This is a genomic window from Stenotrophomonas sp. YJH_SMC_133 (assembly GCF_059370655.1).
On the sequence record NZ_JCAFTW010000021.1, the window covers coordinates 20,083 to 38,396 of the forward strand.

The 18,314-nt window shown below is 66.8% G+C and carries 10 protein-coding genes and 1 riboswitch; of the genes, 5 read left to right on the forward strand and 5 right to left on the reverse strand.

Annotation, left to right across the window (positions count from 1 at the left end):
* Window positions 1-6: 6 nt before the first annotated feature.
* Together AC5P78_RS20535 and AC5P78_RS20540 are read right to left on the reverse strand one after the other, a co-directional pair.
* Complete coding sequence (locus AC5P78_RS20535) at window positions 7-1,620, reverse strand: J domain-containing protein (protein WP_100443431.1); 1,614 nt, start codon at window positions 1,618-1,620, stop codon at window positions 7-9.
* Window positions 1,617-3,305: a molecular chaperone HscC gene (locus AC5P78_RS20540; RefSeq protein WP_005411666.1), complete on the reverse strand. Its 1,689-nt coding sequence runs from the start codon at window positions 3,303-3,305 to the stop codon at window positions 1,617-1,619. Before AC5P78_RS20540 ends, AC5P78_RS20535 begins: the two co-directional genes overlap by 4 nt.
* 127 nt (window positions 3,306-3,432) lie before the next feature.
* On the opposite strand from AC5P78_RS20540, the gene AC5P78_RS20545 reads away from it, so the two are divergent.
* Together AC5P78_RS20545 and AC5P78_RS20550 are read left to right on the forward strand one after the other, a co-directional pair.
* Window positions 3,433-5,580, forward strand: coding sequence for a S46 family peptidase (locus tag AC5P78_RS20545; protein ID WP_012481642.1), 2,148 nt, complete (start codon window positions 3,433-3,435; stop codon window positions 5,578-5,580).
* Window positions 5,581-5,787: 207 nt separating this feature from the next.
* A complete protein-coding gene (locus tag AC5P78_RS20550) occupies window positions 5,788-9,234 on the forward strand; it encodes a hybrid sensor histidine kinase/response regulator (RefSeq protein WP_043034414.1) in 3,447 nt (1,148 codons plus the stop codon).
* Between the two features lie 115 nt (window positions 9,235-9,349).
* On the opposite strand, the gene AC5P78_RS20555 is transcribed toward AC5P78_RS20550, so the two are convergent.
* From AC5P78_RS20555 to acs, 3 genes are all read right to left on the reverse strand, one after another.
* Window positions 9,350-9,925 carry a manganese efflux pump MntP gene (locus AC5P78_RS20555; protein ID WP_065183646.1) on the reverse strand — a complete coding sequence of 192 codons (576 nt, stop codon included), beginning with the start codon at window positions 9,923-9,925 and terminating at the stop codon, window positions 9,350-9,352.
* 88 nt (window positions 9,926-10,013) lie between these two features.
* Window positions 10,014-10,103, reverse strand: a riboswitch (yybP-ykoY riboswitch).
* A gap of 232 nt (window positions 10,104-10,335) precedes the next feature.
* Window positions 10,336-11,001, reverse strand: coding sequence for a response regulator transcription factor (locus AC5P78_RS20560; protein WP_005411662.1), 666 nt, complete (start codon window positions 10,999-11,001; stop codon window positions 10,336-10,338).
* Between the two features lie 79 nt (window positions 11,002-11,080).
* On the reverse strand, window positions 11,081-13,024 hold the full coding sequence (acs, locus tag AC5P78_RS20565) for an acetate--CoA ligase (RefSeq protein ID WP_065183645.1): 1,944 nt from the start codon (window positions 13,022-13,024) through the stop codon (window positions 11,081-11,083).
* A gap of 245 nt (window positions 13,025-13,269) precedes the next feature.
* Here acs and AC5P78_RS20570 point away from each other — a divergent pair, with 245 nt between their 5' ends.
* The 3 genes from AC5P78_RS20570 to AC5P78_RS20580 all read left to right on the forward strand — a co-directional run bounded on the left by AC5P78_RS20570 (window position 13,270) and on the right by AC5P78_RS20580 (window position 18,110).
* Entirely contained in the window at window positions 13,270-14,697 is a 1,428-nt protein-coding gene (locus tag AC5P78_RS20570; RefSeq protein WP_005411660.1) for a DcaP family trimeric outer membrane transporter, read from the forward strand.
* A 128-nt stretch (window positions 14,698-14,825) separates the two neighbouring features.
* Entirely contained in the window at window positions 14,826-16,487 is a 1,662-nt protein-coding gene (locus AC5P78_RS20575) for an MFS transporter (protein ID WP_005411659.1), read from the forward strand.
* Window positions 16,488-16,700: 213 nt separating this feature from the next.
* Window positions 16,701-18,110, forward strand: coding sequence for a coniferyl aldehyde dehydrogenase (locus tag AC5P78_RS20580; RefSeq protein ID WP_065183644.1), 1,410 nt, complete (start codon window positions 16,701-16,703; stop codon window positions 18,108-18,110).
* Window positions 18,111-18,314 lie beyond the last annotated feature (204 nt).

The window sequence follows — 18,314 nt, forward strand, 5'->3', positions numbered from 1 at the left end:
GATGCATCATTGCGGCGATCTGCGCCGCAGCACCTGGGTGCGGGCCCAATAGCCCAGCACGATCACCAGCCCCAACCAGGGAAAAATCAGGCCGGGAATCATGCTGACGCGGTCCAGGGCGCCATGGTCGGCCATACCGAGCTGCTGGCGCTGCGTGGTGGTACCGATGAATGCCACCAACCAGAGCGCGAACACCAGTCCACGAGCCAACAGGATCCCAGACATATCCGGGAACGACTCATGCTGGAACAGCAGCAGAAGGCCGGCACCGACAACGACAGTAACTGGAAGCGAGGCGACCTGCCGCCAGCTTCCAGCCGCAACCGGGTTCACCTGCCAGCTGATCAGCATCCGTAATCCGCAGATCAGGTACCAGCCCAATGGAATCAGCAGCGTGCCGATCGCGAGGCTGAGCGCGGCCTTCGCACCGCCGGTCATGCCGCCCTCGGTGGAGGCCAGTGGCCAGCTGTTGATCACGCCGACCAGGCAGATCGTGCCGCACAGCAGGCCGGCCAACCAGGCCCGAAGGGCGGCCACCTGCGAACGCAGAGGATCCTGACGGCTGCCGAAGCGACTCCAGAACGCCACCTGCGTGGCGGACAGGCCTGGCGGCAGCTCACGATCGGGCCAGTAACGCAGTGCCGCCAACGTCAGCACCGTGATGTCGGGCCGCGACCACGGCAGCGACTCCAGCAGATTGCGCCAGCGGCTGCGCGGGCGGCGCAACCGGTCCAGTACCGGGCGCATATCCGGGCGCACGATGGAGGTGTCCAGCCGCGAAACATGCCACGCCAGGCGCTGCCGGCCCGCATCCGTGAGCATCCAGGCCTGATCGCAGCGACGCACGATCCGCTGCAGATCCTCGGCATCGAGTCCGTTGCCGATATCATCCCAGCCGAAGCTGCTGGCCACGTGCTCGACCACCTCCCGCGGCAGAGGCGGGGACGCCTCGCGCAGTTGCTCCAGCAGGGACGCCGCGATGAGCGGCTTGTCATGCAGGGACCATAGCTCGGGTTGAGCCTGCAGCCAGGTTTCCAGCGCGGGCACGGTCGTGTCATCGTCGCTGCCCCGGGCAGCTGCAGCCAGTCGGATCAGGATGGCCGCGACCATCTGATCCACTGAACGCAGTGGCGATCGCTCGCCGTCGCCAGCAGGGGCGAGCGTGGGCTGCGGTGCCAGGGCGTGCGCCGTTGGTAACGCGTCAGGCCCGTGCGGATCGCTCTGCGACGGCTCTACCACCTTGTCCAACCCGGTGTCGGCTGGCGGCATCGGTGTGGTCTGCACGATCCGGACAGGGTCATGGCCGTATGGCCCGCGTTCCTGCTCCAGCTGGCGATCCAGCGCGATCGCTGCGTGTATCGCATCGATATGTGCACGCGAAGCCGGTTCCAGCGATGGATCCTGCATCGTCGGCAAGGCGTGCTTGTCCTGATCGATGTCGAGGGGCTGATCGCGTTGTTTCACCCATGACAACGCAGACTGGTAAGCCTCATGCAGGTGCTGGAACGCAACCGGATCATCGTCAGGCCGGGTTACCCGCAACAGCCTGGCGTAGGCTCGCTTGATCGCCCGCTCGTCAGCATCCTCGTCCAGTTCGAGGACGTCCAGCCCCCGCCTCATGCATCGATCTCCAGCGAATCCATGGCGTGGGTCAATTCCTCGCGGTGGCGTTCGATACGGGCCAGGTCCTGGCTCTCCAGCGCAGCATGGAACTGCGACAGCCATCTCTGCAGGGTATCGCGCTGGTCGAGGCACTCTTCGTAAAGCCGACCCAGTCGGGCCACTACGGCCAGGTTCGGTTGATCGTCGCGCGGATGCACTTTCAATGACTGCAGTGCCGCGAGCCGCTGCTGGATCTCGTCCGGTGACAGCAGGCCGGGGTTCTGTTCCAGGATCAGCTCATGCCGGGTCCCGCTGGCATGTTCGGTCACCTCCACCTGCAGCAATCCGTTGACGTCGTAGGTGAAGCGGGCAGTCACGCTTTTTTCCTGGGCCGGGCCCTTTCCCTTCAACGGAATGCGGATTTCACCCAGTTTGATGTTGCGGTCCACGGTGGGGCTTTCGCCCTGGTAGATGTCCAGTACCAGCTGTGTCTGTGCATCGTTGATTGGGCAGAAATCGTCCTCGCGGCTGACCGGCACCACGCTGTTGCGCTGGATGATCGGATGGAAGTAGCCGCCGCGCTCCTGGCCGGATGCATCGCGACGGCACACCTGTATGCCCAACGTATAGGGGCAGACATCGGTCAGCACGGTTTCGCGCAGTGACTGGTCGCGCGCTTTAAGGCCGGCCGCCACGGCCGCGCCCATGGCGATGGCCTGGTCCGGGTTGACATGCCGCAATGGCAGCCGACCGAACATGCGGGTCACCAGCCGGCTGATCATCGGCATGCGGACGGCACCGCCCACCAGCACGATGTCGTCCAGCGCCTCCGGCTTCAGGCGGGCATCACGGATGGCCCGTTCGATGGGCGCACGCATGCGCTGTAGCAGGGGGGCGCACAACTGCGCGTAGCGTGCCTCATCCAGCTGCCAGTCCAATTCGCGGCCTTCCAGGTTGAACTGCAGGTGGCCGCTGCCCTGTTGGCTCAGTTCGCGCTTGAACAGTTCCAGCCGGCGCAGCAGCTGTGCACGTTCGCCCGGGGCGATCATGGCCGCCCGCAGGCCCTGTTCGGCCAGCAACGCCTGCTCGAGCACCCGCAGGAAGTCTTCCCCGCCAAGGAAGTTGTCGCCGGCGCTGGCATGGACTTCCACCACACCTTCGAACAGCTCCAGGATGGAGACATCGAAGGTGCCACCGCCAAGGTCCAGTACCAGCACCCGAGCTTCCTCCTCGCGCTGCTGCAGGCCATAGGACAGCGCGGCGGCGGTGGGTTCGTTGATCAGGCGCTCGACCCGGATGCCAGCCAGTTCGCCGGCGGCGCGGGTGGCCTTGCGCTGGGCGTCGGAAAAATACGCAGGCACGCTGATGACCGCTTCTTCCACTTTCTGCCCGAGCACGGCTTCCGCATCGGCCAGCAATGAACGCAGCACCAGCGCCGAAAGCTCCTCGGGACGGAATACGCGATCGCCCAGCCGGGTTTCACGGTTGCTGCCCATCCAGCGTTTGAAATGGGCCACGCTCTGATCAGGATGGCTGATCAGGCGATCGCGAGCGGGAGCACCCACCAGCACGATGTCGCCGTCGAGACTGACTACCGACGGGGTCAACAGCTCGCCATGGGCATTGGGGAACAGGCGCGGTCCATCCGACGAATGCACACCGATGAGCGAGTGCGTCGTGCCCAGGTCGATTCCAACAATCATCTGCTGACGTCCGTTGTGCAGGGAACCGCGATTGTAGGAGTGGCCCCGACCCCCTGACCATCGGGCGTTGCCCGACAGCGCCCCACGGGCTATGGTCCCGGGCTGTTCTGTCGTACCGGATTGCCTCATGTCACCACGCAAAGCCCTTCCCACCGCCCTGGCCCTGGGCCTGACCCTCGCCGCCGGTGCCCACGCCGATGAAGGCATGTGGATGCCGACCCAGCTGCCAGAACTGGCCAAGCCGCTGCAGGCCGCAGGTTTCAAGGGCAATCCGGCCGACCTGGCCAACGTCACTGCGCCGCCGCTGAGCGCCGTGGTGCGTGCCGGCGGCGGCACCGGTTCGTTCGTGTCCGCCGACGGCCTGCTGCTGACCAACCACCACGTGGCGATGGGCGTGATCCAGTACAACAGCTCGCCCGAGCACGACCTGATCACTGGTGGCTTCATCGCCAGGGACCGTGCCGACGAGCGCCCGGCCAACCCGGACTTCCGCGTGCTGGTCACCGTCGGCTTCGACAAGGTGACCGACCAGGTGCTGGCGCAGGCGCGTGGCAAGACCGGCCGCGCCTACTTCGATGCCGTCGATGCGGCCAGCAAGCAGATCGTGGCCGAGTGCGAGAAGGACGGCAGCGTGCGCTGCTCGGTGGCCAACATGTACTACGGCACCGACTTCTACCGGATCGCCCAGCTGGAACTGAGCGACGTGCGCCTGGTGTACGCGCCGCCGCGTGCGATCGGCAACTACGGCGACGAGATCGACAACTTCATGTGGCCGCGCCACACCGGCGACTTCACCCTGCTGCGCGCCTACGTGGGCAAGGACGGCAAGCCGGCCGCCTACAGCAAGGACAACGTGCCCTACCAGGCGCCGGCACACCTGCAGATGTCGGTGGAAGGCCCGAAGGAAGGCGACTACGCGATGCTGGCCGGTTACCCGGGCATCACCTACCGCCATCGTACCGCGGCCGAATTCGCTGGCCAGATCGATACCGTGCTGCCGCGCCGCGTGTCGGTGTTCCAGCAGATGATCGACACCATCGAGGCCGCCAGCGCCAAGGATGCACAGGCGCGCACCCGCTACGCCTCGCAGCTGCAGTCGCTGAAGAACAACCGCAAGCGCGCCGCCGGCGAGCTGGAAGGCCTGCTGCGCAGCGACGCCAAGGCCCAGCGTGCTGCCGACGAGACGGCGATGCTCGCTGCCACCGACCGCAAGTACCAGGGCGACATCAAGGCGTTGCTGGCCAACCTGTCGCAGGGCGCGGCGGTGGGCGAGCGTGACCTGCTGCTGGACCAGATGGCCGCGCAGAGCCAGCTGCTGCGTTCGGCGTTGCTGCTGGAGCGCCTGCGCATCGAATCGGCCAAGCCGGACGCGCAGCGCGAAAGCGGCTACCAGCAGCGCGACCAAGCGATGATCGAAGGCGTGCTCAAGCAGGTCCAGCGCCGTTACGCACCGGAGGTCGAGAAGGCGCTGCTGACCACCCTGCTGACCCGCTACCAGCAGCTGCCGGACGCGCAGCGCGTGGCCGAGTTCGACGCGGCCTTCGGCCGTACCCCGCAGCAGCTGGCCAAGGCGCTGGACACCCTGTATGCGGGCACCCAGCTGGGTGACGAGGCGCAGCGCCTGTCGCGCTTCGCTGCCGCACGCGAAGGCAAGGCGCTGGCCGCCGATCCGCTGATCGCCGTGGCCGGCCCGCTGGTGGCCGCGCAGCTGCGCATCGAGAACGAGAGCAAGACCCGCGAAGGCGAGCAGCTGCGCCTGCGCCCGGCCTACATGCAGGCGCTGTTCGCCTGGCGTGCCAAGCAGGGCCGCGCCGTGTACCCGGATGCCAACCGCACCCTGCGCATCAGCTACGGCAAGGTCGAGGCGCTGCACCCGCGCGATGGCGTGACCTACTCGCCGGTGACCACCGTGGCCGGCATCGTCGAGAAGAACACCAACGCTTATCCGTTCGATGCACCCAAGCCGCTGCTGGCGGCGATTGCCAAGGGTGACTTCGGCAGCACCGCCGACCCGGCGCTGAAGACCCAGACGGTCAACTTCCTGACCAACCTGGATACCACCGGCGGCAACTCCGGCTCGCCGGTGCTCAACGCCAAGGGCGAACTGATCGGCCTGAACTTCGACAGCAACTGGGAATCGGTCAGCGCCAGCTGGTGGTTCGACCCGCGCTACAAGCGCGCCGTGCACGTGGACATGCGCTACCTGCGCTGGCTGCTGGCCAAGGTCTACCCGGCGCCCGAGCTGCTGAAGGAAATGGGCGTGCCGGCCCAATAACGCCGGTACCTGGCAGGTGCCCACCGCTTCCTGGTGGGTGCCCATTGATTCCCGGTAGGTGCCCACTGTCAGTGGGCACGGATGTCCCCGTCACGACCAACGGTCGTGACCCACCAGACGGGCCAACGGTCGTGACCCACCGCCATGACCTACCCTCACGACCAACGGTCGTGATCTACTGAACCCTGTTCCGACGGAAACGCACGCGTGGTCTCCAGCTGGATCCTGCTGCTGGTCTCGGTTGCCTATGCCGCGCTGCTATTCGGCGTGGCGTGGTGGGGTGACCGCCGGCCGATGTACCCCGACCGGCCGTGGCTGCGGCCGGTGGTCTACAGCCTGGCGCTGGCCGTGTACTGCTCGTCGTGGACCTTCTACGGCGCGGTGGGTACCGCCGTGCGCAACGGCATCGGCTACCTGCCGATCTATATCGGTCCGTTGCTGCTGCTGTTGTTCGGCTGGCGCATCATCGAACGCCTGGCGCTGATCGCCCGCAGCCAGAACGTGGTCTCCATCGCCGATTTCATCTCCTCGCGCTTCGGCCGCTCGCGGCGGTTGGCGGCACTGGTGGCGATCATCGCCCTGATCGGCATCATCCCGTACCTGGCCCTGCAGTACAAAGCGGTGGCGATGAGCCTGCAGGTGCTGACCGGCAACAGCGGCCCGACCGGCTTCTTCACCGATCCGGCGCTGTACGTGGCGCTGCTGATGGCGCTGTTCGCCACCCTGTTCGGCACCCGCCAGGTCGACGCCACCGAGCACCACCACGGCATGATGCTGGCGATCGCCTTCGAATCGGTGATCAAGCTGCTGGCCATGCTGGCCGTGGGCGTGTTCGCCTACCTGTGGCTGAGCAACCGCACCGACGCGGTGGTCGAGTCGGTGCATACGCTGTTCACCGGCCTGCCGCCGGTGGGCTTCATCTCGCAGACCCTGCTCAGCTTCCTGGCCATCATCTGCCTGCCACGCCAGTTCCACGTGGCCGTGGTCGAGTGCGGTGACGTGCGCGACGTACGCCGCGCGCGCTGGATGTTCGGTGGCTACCTGGTACTGATCTCGGGCATGGTGCTGCCGATCGCCACCGCCGGCGTGACCCTGTTCGGCACCGGCGGCAGCGTCGCCGACGACTCGATGGTGCTGGCCCTGCCGCTGGCCGAAGGCCGCAACGCGCTGGCGCTGATCGCCTATGTGGGCGGCTTCTCCGCCGCCACCGGCATGGTCATCGTCTCGTCCATCGCGCTGGCCACCATGGTCAGCAACGATCTGGTGATGCCGGTGCTGCTGCGTCGCAGTGGCGACCATCAGGAAGCCGCCGACGTTGCCTCGCGCGTGCTGTGGATCCGCCGCCTGGCGATCCTGCTGCTGGCGCTGATGGCCTACAGCTACTACCGCACCAGCAGCAACGACAGCACGCTGGCCTCGTACGGCCTGATGGCGTTCGCGGCGGTGGCGCAGTTCGCGCCCGGGCTGATCGGCGGTCTGTACTGGCGCGGCGCGAGCCGGCGTGGTGTCGAGGTGGGCATGCTGCTGGGCTTCGCCACCTGGCTGTACACACTGCTGCTGCCGGCGATGACCATGGCCGGCTGGGTCGATGCTGGCTGGGTGCAGCACGGCCCGTTCGGCATCGAGTGGCTGCGCCCGCAGCAGCTGTTCGGCATGACCGGCTGGGACCCGCTGACCCATGGCACGTTCTGGTCGCTGCTGGTCAATGCGGCGACGATGATGCTGGTGTCCGCACGCTGGCGGCCCGGTGTGGACGAGCGGCTGCGCGCCGCGCCGTTCCTCGACCCGTATGCCGAGCGCCCGTCGGTGGCCGGTGGCTGGCCCGGTCATGTGCACGTGGGCGACCTGCTGGCACTCGCCTCGCGCGTGGTCGGCGAGCGCCATGCGCGGCGTTCGTTCTTCGAGCAGGCACAGTCGCTGGGCCGCGAGCTGCAATCCTCGGCGCCGGCCGACCGGCCGTGGGTGCAGTTCACCGAACGCCTGCTGGCCGCGTCGATTGGTGCGGCCTCGGCGCGCCTGCTGCTGACCAGCCTGCTGCGTGGCTCGGGCATGGACCTGGGCGAAGTGGTGGCGGTGCTGGACGAAGCCGGGCAGGAACTGCGCTTCAACCGCGAGATCCTGTCGACCACGCTGGAGAACATCAGCGCCGGGGTCAGCGTGGTCGATCCGGACATGCGCCTGACCGCATGGAATCGTCGTTACCAGGACATGTTCGGCTACCCCGACGGCATGCTCTACGTAGGTCGCCCTGTGGCCGACCTGATCCGCTACAACGCCGAGCGCGGCGAGCTGGGCGAGGGTGATATCGAAGTGCAGATCAACCGACGCATCGGCTACATGCGCGCGGGGTCACCGCACGTGTTCGAGCGCACCCGCAGCGATGGCAAGGTGATCGAGATGCGTGGCCAGGCGCTGCCCGGCGGCGGTTACGTGACCAGCTACAACGACATCACCGACTACAAGCACGCGGAAAAGGCCCTGCTGGAAGCCAACGAAACGCTGGAACAGCGCGTGGCCGAGCGTTCGCATGAGGCCGAGGTCGCGCAGCAGTCGAAGACCCGCTTCCTGGCGGCGATCAGCCATGACGTGCTGCAGCCACTGAACGCCGCACGCCTGTTCGCTTCCGCGCTGCGCGACAGCGATCACGTGAGCGATGAGCAGAAGCACCTGGCCGAGCGTGTGGATGCGTCGTTGCGTGCGGCCGAAGAGCTGCTCGATGGCCTGCTGGATGTGTCTCGGCTGGATGCCGGTGGCCTGCACCCGGTGATCGGCGAGTTCGACGTGAGTGCGTTGATGCGTGAGCTGGCCGCGCAGTACACCCCGGTCGCCGCCGGCCGTGGCCTGCGCCTGGACCTGTTCGCACGCCCGGCATGGGTGCGCAGTGACCGCCGCCTGCTGCGCCGCGTGCTGCAGAACTTCCTGGCCAACGCGCTGCGTTACACCCGCCAGGGTCGCATCGTGCTGGCCGTGCGCCAGCGCGGCGATGAAGTGGAGCTGCAGGTCTGGGATACCGGTCCTGGCATTCCCGAGCACCACATGCGGCAGATCTTCGATGAGTTCCACCGCTACCAGCAGCCGTTCGACTGGGGCGAGCAGGGCCTGGGCCTGGGCCTGTCGATCTGCCAGCGCATCTCGCGTCTGCTTGACCATCGCCTCAATGCGCGCAGCCGGGTCGGCAAGGGATCGATGTTCTCGATCATTCTGCCGCGGGTGGCACCATTGCCGGGTTACACCGAGCTGGCCACGCCGGTACAGGCGGTGGCCGCACCGGTACGCAGCGATTCGCTGGCTGGCCTGCGCGTGCTGTGCGTGGACAACGACGAGGAGATCCTCGACGGCATGCGCGCACTGCTCGGCCGTTGGCAGGTGCAGGTGATCACGGCATCGACGGTGGATCAGGCGTTGGAGAAAGTGGCCGAACGGCCACAGGTGATGCTGGTCGACTACCACCTGCACGACCGCATGGATGGCCTGGACGCCCTGGTGGCCCTGCGCGAAGCCGCCGGTTACCCGCTGCCGGGTGCGCTGCTGACCGCCGATGGTCGCGACGAGCTGAAGCGGATGGCACGCGAACGTGGCTATCGCGTGCTGACCAAGCCGATCAAGCCGGCCTCGCTGCGCGCCTTCCTCGGCGCGCTGCGCGACGCGCAGTAGTGCCGGCCGCTGGCCGGCAACCACTTCATCGGCCCGGCAGTAGATCCACGCCATGCGTGGATGTGACGTCAGGTAGTGCCGGCCGCTGGCCGGCAACCACGTAATCGCGGAAGCGTTACCCCACGCCGTGCAGGTGCTCGTACAGGATCGTCGCGCCGATGATCACCAGGATCACGCCACCGATGATCTCGGCACGCTTGCCGACCATGCTGCCCAGCACGCGGCCGAGCATGATGCCGGCGGTGACCATGGTCAGCGTGCACAGGCCGATGACCGCGGCCATCACGCCGATATGCACATCCATGAAGGCCAGGCCGATACCCACCGCCATCGCGTCGATGCTGGTGGCGAAACCGGTTAACGCCAGCTTCCAGAAGCCGTGGTGCTGCGAGGGGTCTTCGTCTTCGTCAGCACTGTCCGGGCGCAGGCCGTTGTAGATCATGTGGATGCCCAGCGCACCGAGCAGGCCGAAGGCGATCCAGTGGTCGAAGGCTTCGACGTACTGCAGCGCGGCGCGGCCGAGCAGCCAGCCGATGATGGGCGTGATCGCCTCGATGACGCCGAAGATGATGCCGGCACGCAAGGCATCGCGGAACACCGGCCTGCGCATGGCCGCACCCTTGCCGATCGCGGCGGCAAAGGCATCGGTGGACATGGCAAAGCCGATCAGGAGGATCGAAATGGGGGACATGGACAGCGGCTGAGGTCGGGCCAGGACGGACGCACGGCCTGCGCTCGCGCCCAACCTGACGTTGCGCGCGCGGGCCGCTGGTCTCGCCAACCATCATGGTTGTCCACGCCACGGCGCACCGGCCGAGTATGTTGACGTGGACGATTCCTGCGAAGGAATCCGGCTACTCCCCAAGGGGACGCGAAGCTTAGCATCGCGATTCGCGCGTGGCGCATTTGCAGCGAAACGCGCAGGCAGGGCTGGTTTGTATAGCGATGGCTATATCGTGAGCGCAACGGTGCCGGGTAGTGCCGGCCGCTGGCCGGCATGCGCCACGGCGAGAGCGTGCCAAGCAAGCTTGGCACCTACCGAAGCGGTTTCGGGTGATTTCAGGGGCTGAAGGCGATTGCCGGCCAGCGGCCGGCACTACCTCAGTCTTCTTCCGGCGGCAGCACGATGGCGTCGTCGTCGATCGCCAGCTTGCCGGCCATCAGCACGGCCTGGGTGCGGTTGGTCACGCCCAGCTTGCGCAGGATGGCGGTGACGTGGGCCTTGATCGTCGCTTCGGAGACGTTGAGGTCGTAAGCGATCTGCTTGTTCAAGCGGCCTGCGCCCAGCATCTGCAGCACGCGGAACTGCTGCGGGGTGAGCTCGCGCAGTCGCTGGCCGACTTCGCGTTCCTCGCGCTCGGTGGGCGGCACGTTGTGCGCTTCCGGCGGCGCCCAGGTCTCGCCATCGAGGATGGTGCCCAGTGCGTGGCCGATGGTGTCCGAATCCGCAGACTTCGGAATGAAGCCCAGCGCGCCGTGGTCGAGCGCGCGGCGCATCACCGTGGCTTCTTCGCGCGCGGATACCACCACCACCGGCAGGTGCGGATGCAGCGAGCGCATGTGCACCAGCGCGTTGAAACCCTGCGCACCGGGCATGTTGAGGTCCATCAGGACCAGGTCGGCGTCGTTGTGCTGGTCGGCCAGCGCATACAGCGCTTCCACGCTGTCGGCCTCGAACAGCTGCACGCCGGGGATGACCCGCTGCACGGCGCCGCGCAGGGCTTCGCGGAACAGCGGGTGGTCATCGGCAATCAGGAGGGTGGTCATGGTCGGGGGGAACCGTGGGGGAAAGCAGATGGGGTCAGAGCCCTTTCCTTGCGGAAAGGGATCCGACCCCGGTCGTACATCAGCGCACCTTGCGCTCGTCCACCAGTGACGCCACCACCGACGGATCAGCCAGGGTCGAGGTGTCGCCGAGCTGGTCCGGCGCGTTCTCGGCGATCTTGCGCAGGATGCGGCGCATGATCTTGCCCGAGCGGGTCTTCGGCAGGCCCGGCGCCCACTGCAGGTGGTCCGGCGTGGCGATCGGGCCGATCTCCTTGCGCACCCAGGCAACCAGTTCCTTCTGCAACTCGTCGCTCGGTGCCTCTTCGGCCACAAGGGTGACGTAGGCGTAGATGCCCTGGCCCTTCACGTCGTGCGGGAAGCCGACCACGGCCGCTTCGGCCACCTTCGGGTGCGAGACCAGCGCGCTTTCCACCTCGGCGGTGCCGATGCGGTGACCGGACACGTTGATCACATCGTCGACGCGGCCGGTGATCCAGTAATAGCCGTCCTCGTCGCGTCGGCAACCGTCGCCGGTGAAGTAGCTGCCCGGGTAGGTGCGGAAATAGGTATCGATGAAACGCTGGTGGTCGCCGTACACCGTGCGCATCTGGCCCGGCCAGGAATCACGGATGATCAGGTTGCCCTCGGTCGGGCCGTCCTGGATCTCGCCATCGGCATTGACCAGCGCCGGCTGCACGCCGAAGAAGGGCAGGGTGGCCGAACCCGGCTTGAGGTCCATCGCGCCGGCCAGCGGCGAGATCAGGATGCCGCCGGTCTCGGTCTGCCACCAGGTATCGACGATCGGGCAGCGGCTGTCGCCGACCACCTCGTAGTACCAGCGCCAGGCTTCCGGGTTGATCGGCTCGCCGACGCTGCCGAGCAGGCGCAGCGAGGCGCGCGAGGTCTTCTTCACCGGCTCCTCGCCTTCGCGCATCAGCGCACGGATGGCGGTCGGGGCGGTATAGAAGATGGTCACCTTGTGCTTGTCGATGACGTTCCAGAAGCGCGACGTGTCCGGGTAGTTCGGCACGCCTTCGAACATCAGCGAGGTCGCGCCGTTGGCCAGCGGCCCGTACACGATGTAGCTGTGGCCGGTGACCCAGCCGACGTCGGCGGTGCACCAGTAGATGTCGTCCTCGCGCAGGTCGAACACCGCTTCATGGGTGTAGGCCGCGTACAGCAGGTAACCGCCGGTGGTGTGCAGCACGCCCTTCGGCTTGCCGGTGGAACCGGAGGTGTAGAGGATGAACAGCGGGTCTTCCGCGTTCATGCGTTCCGGTTCGCAGGTGGCCGGCTGGCTGTCCACCACATCGTGGAACCAGCGGTCGCGCGGGGCCTGCATGTCCACCGCACCGCCGGTGTGGCGCACCACCAGCACGGTTTCCACGGTATTGGTGCCCGGCAGCTTCAGCGCGGCATCGACGTTGGCCTTCAGCGGAATCCTGCGGCCACCGCGCAGGCCCTCGTCGGCGGTGATGATCAGCTTGCTCTGGCAGTCGCTGACGCGGTCGGCGATCGAGTTCGGCGCGAAGCCACCGAACACCACCGAGTGGATCGCACCGATGCGCGCGCAGGCCAGCATGGCCACGGCGGCGTCGACGATCATCGGCAGGTAGATGGTGACGCGGTCGCCCTTCTTGACGCCCAGGTTGCGCAGCGCATTGCCGAGGCGGCAGGTGCGCTCGTACAGCTCGCGGTAGGTCACGTGCTGGGCCGGTGCATCCGGGCCATCGGGCTCGAACAGCAGGGCGGTCTTGTCGCCGCGCGTTTCCAGCTGGCGATCCAGGCAGTTCACGCTGGCATTGAGCTCGCCATCTTCGAACCACTTGATGTGGAAGTCGGACAGGTCGTAGCTGACGTTCTTGATCCTGGTCGGCTTGCGCATCCACTGCAGGCGCTCGGCGGCCTTGCCCCAGAAACCATCCGGGTCGGTCACCGAAGCCTGGTACTGCTGTTCGTACGACGTCTTGTCGATGCGTGCCTTGGCGGCGAATTGCGGATCGACGGGGTAGATATCAGCCATGGCACCCTCACTTGCACGTTGACTTTGTATGTGCGGTCGCAGCATCGCAGCGACCGATCCCCTTCAGTTTGCCCCATCCACCCCCGGCCGCGTCACCACTCTGGTTAGACCATGGTCGAAAGTGAGCGCCCAGCAGGGCCGGGTTCGACCAATGGCGAATAGCCGCTATACATAATCGCCCCGCAGTCTCGGCTCGACCGTGCCCCACGCGCGGCATCACCTTGCCACTTGGGAGAGAGGGCAACATGAGCCACCGTACGTTGAAAGCCGTGCGCACACCTTTGGCGGCCTGCCTGTTGGTCGCCCTGGTCGCACCGGGCATGGCGTTCGCTGAGACCGCCAAAGAGAAAGCGCTGGAAGCACGCGTTGCCGAACTGGAACGCCAGGTCCAGCTGCTGCTGTCTTCGCAGCAACAACAACAGACCCAGATCAGCCAGACCCAGCAGGCGGTGACCGAAGTGCGCACGGTGCAGGCCGGGCAGAAGCCGGTTGCTTCGGTGCCGGCCGGCAAGCAGCCGATCCAGGTCACCACCATCACCCCGGGCGCCGCGCCGGGTACCACGGTCAAGATCGGCGGCTTCATCAAGGCCGACTTCCTGGCCACCCAGACCAGCGATGGCCAGCTGGCCGACGACGCCACCGGCCGCTCGCTGTATCTGCCGGGCCAGACCCCGGTGGAAGGCGCCGGCGGCAGCGGCAAGCGTTCGGGCACCGACTTCAATGCCCACGCCAAGTTCTCGCGCTTCAACCTGGGCATCGACAACGTGAGCGAGTCGGGCAACAAGGCCGGTGCGTTCTTCGAGATGGACTTCTTCGGCAACTCGCTGGGCAACCAGACCGCCACCAATACCTATGGTGTGACCCTGCGCCACGCCTACATGTACTGGAACAACTGGATGGCCGGCCAGACCTGGTCCAACTTCATGGACGCGGCCGCGCTGCCGGAAGCGGTCGACTTCGTCGGCCCCACCGACGGCGTGATCTTCGTGCGCCAGGCCCAGGTGCGCTACACCCAGGGTGGCTTCAGCGTCGCGCTGGAAAACCCGGAAACCACCACCCTCACCGGTACCCGCAACCCGGTCACCGGCGCCTGGACCAACACCAGCGCCAACTCCGACCGTGGCAGCCTGCCTGACCTGACCCTTCGCTATGGCTGGAAGGGTGACTGGGGCACCTTCGGTGTCGGCGGCATCGTCCGTCAGCTGAAGGTCGACAACCAGGCCACCGGCGCCAAGGCCGACAAGGTGGCTGGCGGCCTGACCCTGGGCGGCAAGTGGGTGATGGGTGACAGCGATTCGCTGCACTACCAGCTGACCGGCGGCGAAGGCATCGCCCGCTACATCGGCCTGGGCATCACCGCCGATAGCGCCTACGACGTGGCCCGCGACGAGCTCAACCCGACCGGCGTGCTGGCCGGCTACGTGGGCTGGCGGCATGCGTTCTCACCGAAGCTGCGCACCAACCTGATCTATGCGCGCAGCGACTACGACAACGACAGCATCCTGGGCCCGCTGGTGACCAAGAGCGTGCAGAGCATCCGCGGCAACATCTTCTATTCGCCGCTGCCCAAGGTCGATATCGGCGCCGAGCTGATGTACGGCCGTCGCGAAGTGGAGAACGGCAACAAGGGTGACATCACCCGATTGCAGTTCACCACGAAGTACAGCTTCTAAGAGCGTGCCGGCCAGCGGCCGGCACCTACCGAGATGGGGTGCCGGCCAAGGTCGGCATCTACCGAGATGGGGTGCCGACCAACGGTCGGCACCCACCAACAACGATTGCTTCGGAGGGGAAGCGTCCCATGTCCAGTACACCCAGCACCGCACATAAAGCGGGCACCCTGACCAAGGGCCACAAGAAGGTCATCTTCGCCTCGAGCCTCGGCACGGTCTTCGAGTGGTATGACTTCTTCCTGTACGGCTCGCTCGCGGCCATCATCGCCAAGCAGTTCTTCAGTGGCGTCAATGAAACCACGGGCATGATCTTCGCCCTGCTGGCGTTTGCCGCCGGCTTCTTCGTGCGTCCGTTCGGCGCGGCCTTCTTCGGCAGCCTCGGCGACCGCATCGGCCGCAAGTACACCTTCCTGGTCACCATCCTGATCATGGGCATCTCGACCTTCCTGGTCGGCGTGCTGCCCAACTACGCCTCGATCGGTTTCGCCGCACCGGTGATCCTGATCATCCTGCGCCTGGCCCAGGGTCTGGCGATGGGCGGCGAGTACGGCGGTGCCGCCACCTACGTGGCCGAGCACGCGCCGGACGACAAGCGCGGCCTGTACACCAGCTTCATCCAGTGCACCGCCACGCTCGGCCTGTTCATGTCGCTGCTGATCATCCTGGCCTGCCGCTACTTCCTGGGCAATGAGGCCTTCGAAGCCTGGGGCTGGCGCATTCCGTTCCTGGTCTCGATCCTGCTGCTGGGCGTGTCGGTGTGGATCCGCCTGCAGCTGAGCGAGTCGCCGCTGTTCCAGCAGATGAAGTCGGAAGGCAAGGGCTCCAAGACGCCGTTCCGTGACAGCCTGAAGGGCGGCAACCTGAAGCTGATGCTGCTGGTCCTGCTCGGTGCGGCGGCCGGCCAGGCCGTGGTCTGGTACGGCGGCCAGTTCTACGCGCTGTTCTTCCTCAGCAGCATGCTGAAGGTCGATGCCACCACCTCCTACCTGCTGATCGCGGCCGCGCTGGCGCTGGGCGTGCCGTTCTTCATCTTCTTCGGCTGGCTGTCCGACCGCATCGGCCGCAAGAAGATCATCCTGGCCGGCTGCCTGCTGGCGGCCATCACCTACATCCCGATCTTCAAGGGCCTGACCCACTTCGCCAACCCGGCCATCGAAGAAGCGCGTGCATCCTCGCCGGCGCTGGTCGTCGCCGATCCGAACACCTGTTCATTCCAGTTCGATCCGGTGGGCCTGCGCAAGTTCACCAGCTCCTGCGACGTGGCCACCGCCGCGCTGACCAAGGCCGGTGTGCCGTACGACGTGCAGCCCGCCGCCGCCGGTTCGCTGGCGATGGTGAACGTGGGCAGCGCCAGCGTCACCTCGTATGAGGCCGCCGGCCTGACCAAGGAAGAGGGCAAGGCCAAGGCCGATGCGTTCGGTGCGGAACTGAAGACCGCCCTGACCACCGCCGGCTACCCGGCCAAGGCCGACGGCGCCCGCATCAACATCGCCGGCACCATCTTCATGCTGTGGCTGCTGGTGCTGTACGTGACCATGGTCTACGGCCCGATTGCCGCCTACCTGGTCGAACTGTTCCCGACCCGCATCCGCTACACCTCGATGTCGCTGCCGTACCACATCGGCAACGGCTGGTTCGGTGGCTTCCTGCCGGCGATCTCGTTCGCGCTGGTGGCCGGTACCGGCAACCTCTACTACGGCCTGTGGTACCCCATCATCATCGCGTTGATGTCGGTGGTGATCGGTGGCCTGTTCCTGCGCGAGACCAAGGACGTGGATATCACCAAGTAACCGGTGTGCCGACCAACGGTCGGCACCCACCGGGTTTCAGGGGCCGCGGTGCAGACCGCGGCCTTTCTGTTTGTGGGGCATGCCCACTCGGCTCGCAATCCGGTAGTGCCGGCCGCTGGCCGGCAACGGCTTTATGTCCGCGGAGATTCATGAGGTTGCCGGCCAGCGGCCGGCACTACCATTGCGTTGCGCAGCACCCCGTATAGTCGGCCCATGACCACCACTACGCCGGAAGACCTCCCCGCCCTCCTGCACACCCTGCGCAGCGCCTGGCAGTCGCAGCGCCCGCCGCTGGACCAGCGCGAAGCTGACCTGCGCCGCCTGCGCGAGGCGCTGAAGCCACGCCTGGACGAAATGGCGCAGGCCATCGCCGAGGATTTCGGCCATCGCGCCCACGTGGAATCGAAGCTGGCCGATGGCATGAGCGTGCTGTCGGCCATCGATCACCTGCGCCGCCACCTGCGGCGCTGGTCGAAGCCGCAGCGGGTCGATGCAGGCTGGAAGCTGTGGCCGGCGCGTGCGCAGCTGCGGCCGACGCCGCTGGGCGTGGTCGGGGTGATCTCGCCCTGGAACTACCCGGTCACGCTGGCATTGGTGCCTTTGGCCACCGCCATCGCTGCGGGCAACCACGTACTGCTGAAGCCTTCGGAACACACGCCGCGCACCAGCGCGTTCCTGGCCGATCTGCTGGCCAGCGTGTTCCCGCCCGATCGGGTGGCGGTGGTGCAGGGTGGGGCGGACGTGGCCTCCGCGGTGTCCTCGCTGCCGCTGGACCATCTGCTGTTCACCGGCTCGACGGCTGTTGGCCGCAAGGTGATGGCCGCCGCGGCTGAGCATCTGGTGCCGGTCACGCTGGAGCTGGGCGGCAAGTCGCCGGCGATTGTCTGCCGCGATTTCCCGCTGGATAAAGCCGCAGCGCGGCTCGCCACCGGGAAATGGTTCAACGCCGGGCAGACCTGCATCGCGCCGGATTACGTGCTGATCGATACCGCGCGCCAGCGCGAGTTCGTGCAGGCGCTGCAGCAGCAGGTGCGCGAGCGCTATGGCGACTTCAGCGATGCCGACGACTACACCCGCATCATCAATGAAGGCCAGTACCGGCGCCTGCAGGGCTATCTGGCACAGGCGCGGCAACGCGGCGTGCCGGTGATTCCGCTGGCGCAGGTGGATGAGGCGCGCGCCGACCGCGAGCGCCTGCTGGTGCCGACCGTGGTGCTGGACCCGCCGGACGACCTGGACCTGATGCGCGAGGAGATCTTCGGGCCGATCCTGCCGGTGCGGGCCTACCCGGATCTGGATGCGGCGCTGGCCGAGGTGCTGTCCCGTGACCGGCCGCTGGCGCTGTATCCCTTCAGCCACGACACGGCGACGGTGGAACGCATCCTCGGTCAGGTGGTGGCCGGCGGGGTGACGGTGAATGACACGCTGCTGCACTTCGCCGCCGATGGCCTGCCGTTCGGTGGGGTGGGGGCCAGCGGCATGGGCGCGTACCACGGCCGCGCCGGGTTCGATGCGATGAGCAAGCGGCTGCCGGTGCTGTGGCAGTCGCGCTGGGCGGCCAGCGACCGGCTGCGGCCGCCGTATTCGAAGATTGCGGGGTTGTTGAAGCTGCTGCTTCGGTAGTGCCGGCCGCTGGCCGGCAACTGCGGGGTCTTGCCGACGGTTCATGGGGTTGCCGGCCAGCGGCCGGCACTACCGGTGGGTGGCAGCCTTGGTTGGCACGCGGGGGCCGTGCGCCAACCAAGGCTGGCGTCTACCAAAGCTGGCCCGGGTAGAATGCCCGCATGAAGATCGCCTCGTGGAACGTCAATTCGCTCAATGTCCGCC